Source organism: Acinetobacter silvestris, assembly GCF_002135235.1.
In the GTDB taxonomy this organism is placed as follows: Bacteria; Pseudomonadota; Gammaproteobacteria; order Pseudomonadales; family Moraxellaceae; genus Acinetobacter; species Acinetobacter silvestris.
This window is the reverse complement of the sequence record NZ_NEGB01000005.1, coordinates 18,518-30,666: the sequence shown is the minus strand read 5'-3', so window position 1 is coordinate 30,666 and position 12,149 is coordinate 18,518. Positions and strand designations below refer to the sequence as shown.

Genomic DNA, 12,149 nt, shown 5'->3' with positions numbered 1-12,149 from the left:
TCACATGTGAAAGTTTGATGCAAGGTTCTAATCAAGCAGAGTGATTAATCATGCCCGCATGAGTTGCGAGCATGACAGCATCAGGTTGAATCCAAATAGGAAAATGTTAAAGGCATAGGGATGTCAAAATAGAAATACCATATGAATCCATATATTACTTTTTACTTAAATCGACAGCTGCAGTAAATAAGATATCAGTAGAAGAGTTTAATGCTGTTTCAGTTGAATCTTGTAATACGCTAATGACCATACCAATGGCAACAATTTGCATTGAAACTTCAGTTGGGATACCAAATAAACCACAAGCGATAGGAATCAGTAATAATGAACCACCGGCAACACCAGATGCACCACATGCGGTAATAACTGAAACTACCGATAAAATAATCATGGTCACAAAGTCAACATGAATATTTAGCGTATTTACAGCTGCCAAGGTCAGCACAGTAATGGTTACTGCTGCACCTGCCATATTAATGGTCGCCCCTAGTGGAATAGCAACGCTCGCAGTTGATTCAGTGACACCCAAACGCTTGGCCAAATCTAAATTTACAGGAATATTCGCAGCCGAACTTCGGGTAAAAAATGCAGTAATCCCACTTTCTTTTAGGCATTTAAAAACCAACGGATAGGGATTATTGCGCATTACAAATGCAACCAGTATCGGATTAATGACCAATGCGACAAAAACCATAGTTACGACTAATACAATAACTAAATGAGCATAATTTGCTAAGGTCTCTAAGCCCGCTTGAGCAAATGTCGTGACGACTAATCCAAAAATACCGACTGGCGCAAAACTAATGACCATACGGATCATTGAATTTACGGCTTCGGAAATATCGGTAATCACCCGTTTGGTCGTATCTGAACTATGACGAAGTGAAACACCCAATCCCACTGCCCAAGCCAAAATACCAATGAAGTTTGCTTCATGTAGTGCTGTAATTGGATTGGTAATAAAGCTGAGTAATAAATTTTTTAAAACTTCAGCAATACTTCCAGGGGGCTGTAATTGTGATTCTGGACTGATTGATAAAAATAACGTACTCGGAAAAGCGGTACTGGCAATAACAGCACTAAACGCTGCTAATAACATACCAATCGCATACATCATTAAAATAGGTTTTAAATTGCTCGCACCGTCACCCACTTTAAAATTAGTAATGGATGCCAGCACTAAAACAAAGACTAAAATTGGAGCAACTGATTTTAAAGCCTTAATGAAGATATCACCCAAAATACTCACATAGGGTGCAACATTAGGAAATAAAATTGCAACCAAACCACCTAAAATAATGGCAATGAGAATACGAGTAACTAGACTTAACCGTGCAAGGGCTGAGAACATAATTGCGCCTTATCAAGAGCTTTTCGCGCTTAAAATAGTAAAAACAAGCCGGCTATTTTATACCGAAATGGCTGCAGCTAAAAATAAAATGTTGATAAAAAATATCATATTAAAAAATAAGAAGTTTTTTTGTAAAATTTTTATAAAACCCAAAAAACAGAAAAAATTTAGATCATATACGATGTCTGTGAATAGGAAATTTCAGCTTCTAATTCTTGAACGGCTTGAAAGTGTGAAAGAAAAATTTTACCTCTAAGATGCTGTAATAATTTAGAGTGCTGCAATTTGTCCATCACAGGGCCTTTTACTTCCGAAAAATGCAATTGAATATCTAATTTTAATAATTCTTCGTTAATTTCTTCTAAAGTTTCCAGTGCGCTTAAATCTATAGAACTGATACTGGAACAATTAATGATGACATGTTTCAGCAGGGTATTTTGGCTTACTTCAGCAATAATAAATTCCATTAAAGCATTGGCATTTAAAAAAGTGAGACTTTCATCAATTCGTATTGAAACAATTTGAGGATTGGTAATAACGTTATGACGGCTTATATTTCTAAAGTGCTGCGTATCTTGTATTAAGCCAATGACTGCAATATGTGGGCGGCTGATTCGCCATAGTAAAAGTATAAATGTTGAAATTACCCCGATAATTAAACCTGTAGAAATATCAAAACAAAGTACCCCAAAAAATGTTACCCACATGGCAATACCATCTGCTTTGGAATAATGCCATGTCTCGAAAAAAGGTTTAAAATCAACCAACTTCCAAATAGATACCATGATTGTTGCAGCTAAAATCGCTAGCGGTAATTCACGGAATAATCCAGTAAAATATAGACTGACAATAATAATAAAGATTGAGGAAATTACACCTGCCATTGGTGTTTTTGCGCCTGCATCAGCATTGACCACTGTACGGGATAAACTACCGGTGACAGGGAAAGAGGAGGAGAGACCCGCCCCTATATTTGCTAAACCTAATGCGATAAGCTCTTGGTTACTATTGAGGTTTTTACGCTTTTGGAATGCGGTCGCTTGTGCAATGGAAATAGATTCCACAAAGCTCACCATGGCAATCATCACTGCACCAGGGAACAGTTTAACAATTAATGCCCATGACCAATATGGCATATTGATGGGAGGAAATTCTGAAGGGATTTCACCCACTGTTTTAATCCCTAAATGATCCAAATGAGCAAAATGTACCAATAAAATAGAAGCAAAGACCAAAATTAATGGCAAGGCTTTTGTTAAATTTGAGCGTACAGCGCTTGAGACTTTCTTGGAAAAAAAAGCTGAATTTAGTAATTTAGGCGTTAAAACAAGGAATAAAATAGAAATCATTCCAAATACAAAAGTTGCGATATTCGTATAAGGAAAATATTGCCAAGTACTGACTATAAAACTAGAAATATTATCGGCTTTTAAAGGGATATCAAATAATAATTTAATTTGACTAAAGGCGATGAGAACAGCCGAAGCAATAATGAAACTTTTAATTACGGGATGACTAATTAAACGAATTAAAAAACCAAATTTAAAAATACCCAGTAAGAAGGAAATGATGCCGACCATTAATGCAAGTAAGCATGCTGCCTGAATATATATTGCTGATCCAACTTCAAACAATGGACTCAATGTCGCAAAAGTCATCATTGAAATTAATGCAACAGGGCCAATAGACAGTGTAGAACTGCCACCAATCAATGCATAGATGATCATCGGAAGAATACTTGCGTATAACCCAGTAATTGGAGGTAAGCCTGCAACTATGGCATAAGCCATACCCTGCGGGACAAGCATGGCGATGACAATGAGTGAAGCGAGTAAATCAGCTTTAAATGTAGGCGAATCATAGTCTTTTAACCATTGCCAAGCTGGCAAAAAGGTAAGAACTTTAAACTTTGAATGAGCCATACATAAATCTTTATCACATTTATGTATATATTATGCAGAAAAAAAGCTAAAAAAGACAGAGAACACTTTAGAATAAAAGAGAACGAGGATTCGTTAAAACGAAATCATAATTACAGTTGAATGGGACAATAGAGTTGATACAGCTGACTTAAAATTAGCGTCAGCTTTTCATCTTTAATTGAATAATAAATTTGTTTCCCATCACGGCGTGTTTTGACGACATCATTTTTTCTAAGCATCATCAATTGCTGTGAAAGTGTTGGCTGCATAATTTGAGTTTTTTCTTCAATTTCAGAAACATTTAATTCTTCTTGAACTAAATGGCACAAAATAAGTAAGCGATCTGTATTGGCTAAAGATTTTAAAGCAACAACGACGGTATCAGCAGCATTGCGCATCGCTTCAATTTCGATATTTTGACTCATCCCATTTCCCTTAATTTTGAGAACGAAATATTATAACGCTTTATGGGTAAATAGTTTTTTATAAAAATATTTTTAATCAAATAAATGATCTGTTTGATAGCAGATAGGTTAAACATTGATGACGACTATTTTATAGTGAAAATAGGCTTTGTTACATAGACATAAAGTAGTTGAGTGTTCCTCAAGATTTTATACTTATCTAACTATCATGGTGAAAGCAATCGCACTTTTAACTTTAAATCATTTTTTTGCTGTTCATTCGTCAGAAAGTAAAATGACTGTCGTACATTGTCACTGACTTGAAAAAAATTCATGTCATAGTGACTCTTGCATATTGTTTACATAATACTTAATAAAAACATCATGGAGGGGACTAATGATCACCCAATCTAATAAAAACTTAATGACAAATATCGTATGGCTATCATTCTTACTATGCAGTCAGCAAGCGATTGCCGACTCATACATTTATGTGACCAATACTACCCCTGAAACGGTATCTGTCAATATTAATCATTACGGGACACGCACCTTAGTCCAAGGAAGCGAATGGGCACAAGAAGCCACCCAAATTGCCCCTTACGAGACCAAGCGTGTACTGCGTTATAACCGTTATACGGGTGTAAAGTCGGGTCAAACTTATAATTTTGATACCGTGATTACGGGTGGTGGCTCAAGTGTAACGCTGAAACAATCGATGACCGGCACTTGGTCTGGCAGTGATATTAAGCATTCGGCTTCTGGCAGTGATTTTTCTGCACCATGGTTCAACGATCGTAATATTCAGCGCTACAGCACCAACTATGCGGGTAAATTAGCCCAAACGGCATTTAAAGCTGAACTCACGGGCGGTTATGATGATTTCCACTACACCATTCATCAAAACACGGTGCCAGAACCTGTTGTAAGTAGTGCTAACGAGTTTAAAGTATTAACCTATAATATTTATGCGCTGCCTTTAGTTGCGAGTAAAATTGATGAACGCTTAGGTCAACTACCACAAAACCTCAAAGGCTACGACGCCATTTTATTTCAAGAAACTTTTGCTGCTGGCCGTACTGCAATGTTGGCTAAATTAGCACAGGAATATCCTTATCAAACATATATTCCTGTGGGTTCAGGCTTTAATATTTATGACAGTGGCACACTGATTGCGAGTCGTTACCCAATTGTGAAGATGGACCACTTTATTTATCCAAGCTGTACAGGCATTGATTGTTTTGCAGATAAAGGCGTGGTTTATGCTGAAATTCTGAAAAATGGGAAGGCTTACCATGTAACCTCAACGCATACTGCTTCATTTGATACCGATGCGGCACGAGACCTACGCCAGCAACAATTTAAGCAAATTCGAGCTTTGGTCGATAAACAAAATATTCCATCATTTGATGCCGTATTGATGGGAGGTGACTTTAACGTTAACAAACTACTGTGGCCTCAAGATTATGCTCAAATGCAAATCAACCTCAATGGTACTGTTCCAGTTAGCACGGGTTATACCGAGTCGACTTTTGATCCACGTGTCAACAAGCTCTCGGGTGCTGGCTTAACTGGTGGTTCTACCGTTGAATATTTAGATTATGTTGTGTCATCTAATAATCATCGTCAACCCATGCAAGCACGTAACGATGTACGCATTATTCGCTCAACTGCTGATTCATTATTTATGACTTGGGATTTATCTGACCACTTCCCAGTCATGGGTCAATTCCAATATAACCCATAAGGAATATCAATGAAGCACTTTAGGTTTATCGCTTTGGTGCTGAGTTTATCGGTGATTGGTGTTGGTATATGGTTGGGTCTTGGCCCATCATATGCCACATCAAACTCGGATCAAACTCAGACCTCATCACCATCCTTAACAAAAACTGGGCAGCCAATGGGTTTGCAAGATAAGCTTGCTGATGCAAACAATGACGAATCAAAAATGCATCAACAACAGCAACAAGAATTGATCAAACAAATAATTCAACTCTTTCAAAAAAATCCAGGCAATATCACTCAATTATTGACTCAGTTACAGCAAAACTGCCCTGATAAACATTGTCAGGCACTGTTAAAACAAATATTAGCGGAATATCCTGATCGACAATTTGCCCAAACTTTAGAGCAATTAATTGAACGCCTACCGCTCTACGAAAAAGCCATGCAAGCTAAAATAATGTCGACGCAAATGACGCCACAGCAGCGTTATCAGGAAATTTGGAATTTACGTGAGCAGACTTTAGGTCAAAAGGAAGCACAACTCGGCTTTGGCGAAGAAAAAGAATTTGCCAGCTATCAGTTTGCCTATGGTGAACTCCTAAATCGTGCACCACAAATGACACAACAGCAACGGCTGAGTGAACTTGCGCAACTACAACAGCAGTATAAAAATCCAAGCAAAAATATTGATGGTCAAAGTGGTAGTTATGATAAAGCACTTAAATTGGCTTTAATTGGTGTCACTGATCCTGTACAACAACATAAAATTACCCAACAATTGCTTAACAGCTACTTCTCGCCCAAAGAAGCCGCACAATTGGTTGAGCGAGAACAACAAGTCACTCAGCAACAACAACAAATGGAACGTTATCAATCGGAGCTTGCGACTTTAAACCAAGAAATGAATCAGCAAAAACAAAATTTGCCTGACAGTGCTTGGCAACAGCAGTATCAACTACGGCTTGAGCAACTACGACAAAAGCATTTTAATTAGGTATAAAAATTAATCACTAGATCCAACGGTTTAGATAGTACAGGATTCCTTCATAACGAATATTATATTACTTAGCCTACTCAACATCATGAATAAATTTTTCATATCCATGATGTTGAACTGTAAATACAACTGAGTTGTATAAGCCATAATCTCCGATATTTTATTTAACTTATGCTTACCAAAAAATTACTTCACAAATTGATATTACTTTAATTAAAAACCAAGTATTTTTAATTAAAGTAATAATTTTCTTGTTAGATGAATAATTTAAAACTTCATGAAGTTTAGAAATAGTTATTATCAAATGGCTGTATTTTCTATATTTGAAGGCCTGATATAAATTAGAAACCAACTCAATATTAATTTCAACTATATAAAAATAAGATTGGTCGTACAAAAATATTTAGCAATTGGCTTATCTATTAAAATTATCTCAACTTGAATCACCACCATCATTCTAAAAATCCATTTATTTAAACCTAATATTCAATGTCAATATTAACTTAAAGTTAATGAAAGTGACTTAAGGTTGATTGATCAAAGACTCAGAAAAGGCTCTTATAGGCTTAGATCAAAATACAGAATTAGGATAAATGACATGAATGGTTCGGTTCAGAACATAGAGCGTAAATGGAATACACGGCGACATGCCAAACAACTAAAAATAGACATGGTCAGTCAGTATGCCGATGGTGTCGTCATTCCAGCGCAAGATATTGTTCAGGTGTTAGAAATCTTAATTAAGGCGGGTGACCGCGTTGTTTTAGAGGGAAATAACCAAAAACAAGCCGATTTCCTTTCTCGCTCATTGGCACAAACGAACTCTGATATTTTACACGACCTACATATGATCATGCCAAGCGTAGGGCGTCCTGAACATCTGGATTTATTTGAAAAAGGTATTGCTCGTAAGCTTGATTTTTCATTTGCTGGCACACAAAGTTTACGCATTAGCCAGCTTATTGAAGATGGACTACTCGAAATTGGTGCAATTCATACCTATATTGAACTCTACTCACGTTTATTGGTCGATTTAATTCCAAATGTTGTGCTTTCCGCAGGTTTCATGGCGGATCGCGAAGGCAATATTTATACAGGTGCAAGTACTGAAGATACTCCTGCACTGATTGAACCTGCGGCCTTTAGTGATGGCATTGTAATTGTGCAGGTTAATGAGCTGGTGGATGACGTTAAAGATCTACCTCGGGTTGATATTCCTGCTTCTTGGGTCGACTTTGTGGTTGTTGCTGATAAGCCTTTCTATATTGAACCTTTATTTACTCGCGATCCGAAGCATATCAAACCTGTACATATCTTAATGGCGATGATGGCAATTCGAGGGATTTATGAACGTCATAATGTACAGTCTTTGAATCACGGAATTGGGTTTAATACTGCGGCAATTGAACTGATTTTACCAACTTACGGTGAGTCTTTAGGTTTAAAAGGCAAGATCTGTCGCAATTGGACGCTCAACCCTCATCCAACCTTAATTCCTGCAATTGAAAGTGGTTGGGTTGAAAGTGTGCATTGTTTTGGTACAGAACTGGGCATGGAAAAATACGTTGCAGCACGACCAGATGTATTTTTTACAGGGCGGGATGGTTCTCTACGTTCAAATCGAATGATGTGTCAGCTTGCAGGACAATATGCGGTGGATTTATTTATTGGCGCAACCTTGCAAGTCGATGGTAGTGGGCATTCTTCAACAGTAACCAAAGGTCGTTTAGCTGGTTTTGGTGGTGCACCCAATATGGGGCATGATCCGCGTGGGCGACGTCATGCGACACCTGCATGGTTAGATATGCGTCCTTCAGGTGCAACAGAAACAGATACTTATCTTGCACGTGGTAAAAAATTGGTTGTACAAATGGTAGAAACCTTCCAAGAAGGTGGAAAACCGACTTTTGTACATACCTTAGATGCAGTAGAAGTTGCTAAAAAAGCGGGCATGCCACTCGCTCCAATTATGATTTATGGCGATGATGTGACGCACCTTTTAACAGAAGAAGGCATTGCATATCTGTATAAAGCCAGAAGTTTAGAAGAACGTCAGGAGATGATTGCTGCGGTTGCAGGAGTGACTGAAATTGGCTTAAACCACAATCCTAAAACAACAGAACGTTTAAGACGTGAAGGCTTGGTTGTATTTCCAGAAGATTTGGGAATTCGTCGTACCGATGCCACACGTGAATTATTAGCTGCAAAAAATATTGCTGATCTTGTGACATGGTCTGATGGACTATATCAGCCTCCAGCAAAATTTAGGAGTTGGTAATGAATGCACGTGTTCAATCCTATATTAGCCAACATTGTATTTTGCTTGCAGATTTTGCAGTCAATGCCTTGGTTGCAGAAGTCAATTTAACCCCAAAACCTGCGTTGGTCGATCAACGTGGAAGTGGCGCACATGATGATTTAACATTGGATTTGATGGAGCGTTCAGCTCGTAGTTTACATCCGATGTTTGTGGCAATGGCACAGGTTGCTGTTCAACATAGAACTTGTTCGCAAGCCTTACGTGAGGCAATTGGTGAAATTGGTCGTGTGGGTGAAGCCACTATGTTACAGACAACCCATGGGGTGAATACCCATCGTGGCGCAATTTGGGCATTAGGACTGTTGGTCACAGCAAGTGCCTTGATGAGCTTAGATGCCAAACCAGTACAAGCCATTGAACTATGTCAATTGGCAGGGAAAATTGCGCAACTGGAAGATCGGTTTATTCCTCAACAGGCCTTAAGTCACGGTCAACAAGTACAAAAAGCCTTAGGGATAAGTGGTGCTAAGGCACAAGCACAACAAGGTTTTCCTGCAATTGTAAGTTTTGGATTACCTGAACTGTATAAAAGCCGTCAAACACAGGGCAATGAAACAACCGCACGAATAGATGCTTTGCTGGCCATGATGACCACGCTTGATGATACCTGCGTTTTATATCGTGCAGGAGAAGCAGGATTAGTGCGTATGCAACAAGGTGCTCAAAAGGTGCTCGCACTGGGCGGTTATTCAACTGTCGCTGGACAACGTGAATTTGATTTCTTAGAACAAGACCTTTTACGTTTAAGAGCCTCACCAGGTGGAGTGGCAGATTTACTTGCAACCACATTATTTATTGATCGTGTTGAGCAACTTTATTTTAAAAATAAATTGGATGTGTAGTCATGGAAACACTTAATTTTGAATTTTCTGCGGGTAGTACACCCACTAAAAAAGCATTGGTTGGTTGCGTCGGTTCTGGTGATTTAGAAGTTTTAATGCAACCCAATTCAACAGGAAAAATTTCAATTCAAGTTGTCACCTCAGTTGATGGTAGTTCAAAGCGTTGGGAAAACTTATTTGAGCGGATGTTTGCTGAACAAAAGCCACTAGCTGTACATATTGATATTCATGATTTTGGTGCAACACCCGGTGTTGTTCGCTTACGTTTAGAACAAGCATTTGAGGAGGTGAGCCGTGGCTGATTTACAAACTTTACTGGCTAAGAAAAGCTTTATTGAACTGAGTGCTCGAGAACGTGCCAAAGCATTATTAGATGAACAAAGCTTTCGTGAGTTATTAGATCCTTTTGCACAAATGATGTCGCCGTGGCTACCCAAGCAGAATATTGTGCCACAAGCGGATGATGGTGTTGTGGTTGCAAAAGGTACACTGCAGCAAAAACCAGTCGTTATTATTTCGATTGAAGGTAATTTTCAGGGCGGAAGCCTAGGCGAAGTTGGCGGTGCAAAAATTGCGGGTGCATTAGAACTTGCTGTCGAAGATAACCTTAAAGGAATTCCGACTGCCGCTATTTTATTGCTTGAAACAGGTGGCGTTCGGTTACAAGAAGCAAATTTAGGGTTGGCTGCCATTGCAGAAATACAAGCCGCAATCGTGGCACTGAGACAATATCAACCTGTTATCGGCGTTATTGCTGGAAGTGTTGGTTGTTTTGGTGGCATGTCGATTGCAGCGGCATTATGCAGTTATTTAATTATGACCCAAGAAGGACGTTTAGGACTAAACGGCCCACAAGTCATTGAACAAGAAGCTGGCGTACAAGAATATGACTCTAAGGATCGACCATTTATTTGGAGTATTACTGGCGGACAACAGCGTTTTGCAAGTGGCTTGGTTGATGCTTATGTTGAAGATGATTGTCAGCAGATTCAGCAACAAGTTTTACAGTATTTAATTCAAGGGCAACCAGAGTTACATCGTAGCTCAAACTATGATTTTTATTTGAATCATTTACAGGCTGTTGATACTACGGTTCAGGCTACACCCGCTTCAAGTTTGGACTTTATATCAAGGAGAACAAGCATGAATATGGATGTACATGCAGTTAAAACATCAACACGTGGCCAAAACTGGTTTAAGGCACTCACTGCTGATTTTGTCCAGATTAAAGATGCTGTAGAGTCTGTTTGGATTGCAGATGGACAAATTTCAGGGAAAACAGTTCGAGTCATTGCTGTTGTTCCGCATCAACACAATCTTTATCCGCGTGCCCAAAGTGGTGAAGTGGGATTGCTAGAAGGTTGGACTTTAGCCAAAGTCGTGGATGATGTCATCCAAGCTGATCTAGATCGTGATCATAAACGTGCCATTTTATGTATTGTCGATGTTCCAAGTCAGGCTTATGGTCGACGTGAAGAACTTTTTGGTATCCATCAAGCGCTCGCTGGTGCTGTCGATAGTTATGCACGAGCACGGTTGGCAGGGCATCCTATCATTAGTTTACTGGTTGGCAAGTCAATGTCAGGTGCATTTTTAGCACATGGCTACCAAGCAAATCGTATCATTGCACTTAAAGATACAGGTGTTATGGTGCATGCCATGGGGAAAGAGTCTGCTGCCCGTGTGACACTGCGTACTGTGGATGAGCTAGAAAAACTTGCAGCAAATATTCCACCTATGGCCTATGACATTGAAAGCTATGCCACATTAGGCTTGTTATCTGATCTTTTAACCGTTGTGAGCCCTGAACAACCGACAATTGAAGATATTGCATCTGTTCAAAATGCATTTTTACATGCATTGAATGACATCCAAGTTATTGGTTCAACGGGACTTGAACATCGTTTACATGGTGAAAACCGACAAGCCTCGAAAAAAGTACGTGAATTATTGCGTGAGCAATGGTATGCAGACTGAAACTCCACTTCAAGCACATGACCTGTTATGGGGGATGCGCTATGATTTTTTGGATAGTAATGCGCCTGTGTGGGTCAAGGCTGCTATTGCACAAGAGCAACCCGTTGTGGTGCGCCGTGCGACAACAAATTCCACAGTCGTTGCAGTTGGAATTCGTGGTACAGCAAGACATCTACGTTATGCGACACAAATGCCAGTTTCTGCAATTACCAAGCAGTTAAAACCAGAGGCATTGAGTAATGTGGATTTAGACCGTTTTCCATATTTAATGAACCAATTGCGGATGATTCAGAACATATTGAATCAAAAACGTTGGACATGGGGATATACAGGTAGCGTTGGATTTGAGCTGGCAACAGGTATTCAGACTGTAACTGAAAACAGTGACATTGACTTGTTGATTCGGACAGAGGAATTCTTGGCTAAGGATGAAGCTAAACAATTGCTTCAACAACTGGAACAAACTGAATTAAAACTGGATGTGCAACTACAAACACCAAAGGGTGGTGTAGCACTTAAAGAATGGGCAAGCTCTACAGGGAAAGTATTACTAAAACGAAATGATGGTGCCGTTTTGGTAAATAATCCTTGGCTGTAAAGGGATGATG

General features: G+C 39.0%; 10 protein-coding genes. 7 read left to right on the top strand and 3 right to left on the bottom strand.

What is annotated here, in order from left to right:
* Positions 1 to 154 precede the first annotated feature (154 nt).
* From sstT to B9T28_RS09345, 3 genes are all read right to left on the bottom strand, one after another.
* Positions 155 to 1,351, bottom strand: a complete 1,197-nt coding sequence (sstT, locus tag B9T28_RS09355) for a serine/threonine transporter SstT (RefSeq protein ID WP_086203719.1) — start codon at positions 1,349 to 1,351, stop codon at positions 155 to 157.
* Positions 1,352 to 1,518: 167 nt separating this feature from the next.
* A complete protein-coding gene (locus B9T28_RS09350) occupies positions 1,519 to 3,273 on the bottom strand; it encodes a SulP family inorganic anion transporter (RefSeq protein WP_086203718.1) in 1,755 nt (584 codons plus the stop codon).
* Positions 3,274 to 3,383: 110 nt separating this feature from the next.
* Positions 3,384 to 3,698: an ArsR/SmtB family transcription factor gene (locus B9T28_RS09345; RefSeq protein ID WP_086203717.1), complete on the bottom strand. Its 315-nt coding sequence runs from the start codon at positions 3,696 to 3,698 to the stop codon at positions 3,384 to 3,386.
* 403 nt (positions 3,699 to 4,101) lie between these two features.
* On the opposite strand from B9T28_RS09345, the gene B9T28_RS09340 reads away from it, so the two are divergent.
* The 7 genes from B9T28_RS09340 (at position 4,102) to B9T28_RS09310 (ending at position 12,139) form a co-directional block, all read left to right on the top strand.
* The gene (locus tag B9T28_RS09340) at positions 4,102 to 5,424 is read left to right on the top strand and encodes a sphingomyelin phosphodiesterase (RefSeq protein WP_171263502.1); all 1,323 of its coding nucleotides are present in this window, start codon (positions 4,102 to 4,104) and stop codon (positions 5,422 to 5,424) included.
* A 9-nt stretch (positions 5,425 to 5,433) separates the two neighbouring features.
* Complete coding sequence (locus tag B9T28_RS09335) at positions 5,434 to 6,399, top strand: lipase secretion chaperone (RefSeq protein WP_086203715.1); 966 nt, start codon at positions 5,434 to 5,436, stop codon at positions 6,397 to 6,399.
* 601 nt (positions 6,400 to 7,000) lie between these two features.
* A complete protein-coding gene (mdcA, locus tag B9T28_RS09330) occupies positions 7,001 to 8,680 on the top strand; it encodes a malonate decarboxylase subunit alpha (protein WP_086203714.1) in 1,680 nt (559 codons plus the stop codon).
* The gene (locus tag B9T28_RS09325) at positions 8,680 to 9,564 is read left to right on the top strand and encodes a triphosphoribosyl-dephospho-CoA synthase (protein ID WP_086203713.1); all 885 of its coding nucleotides are present in this window, start codon (positions 8,680 to 8,682) and stop codon (positions 9,562 to 9,564) included. Before mdcA ends, B9T28_RS09325 begins: the two co-directional genes overlap by 1 nt.
* A gap of 2 nt (positions 9,565 to 9,566) precedes the next feature.
* On the top strand, positions 9,567 to 9,866 hold the full coding sequence (locus B9T28_RS09320; RefSeq protein ID WP_086203712.1) for a malonate decarboxylase subunit delta: 300 nt from the start codon (positions 9,567 to 9,569) through the stop codon (positions 9,864 to 9,866).
* Positions 9,859 to 11,541, top strand: coding sequence for a biotin-independent malonate decarboxylase subunit beta (locus B9T28_RS15030; protein WP_086203711.1), 1,683 nt, complete (start codon positions 9,859 to 9,861; stop codon positions 11,539 to 11,541). The genes B9T28_RS09320 and B9T28_RS15030 overlap by 8 nt, the downstream gene beginning before the upstream one ends.
* Entirely contained in the window at positions 11,531 to 12,139 is a 609-nt protein-coding gene (locus tag B9T28_RS09310; RefSeq protein ID WP_086203710.1) for a malonate decarboxylase holo-ACP synthase, read from the top strand. The genes B9T28_RS15030 and B9T28_RS09310 overlap by 11 nt, the downstream gene beginning before the upstream one ends.
* Positions 12,140 to 12,149: the final 10 nt, after the last annotated feature.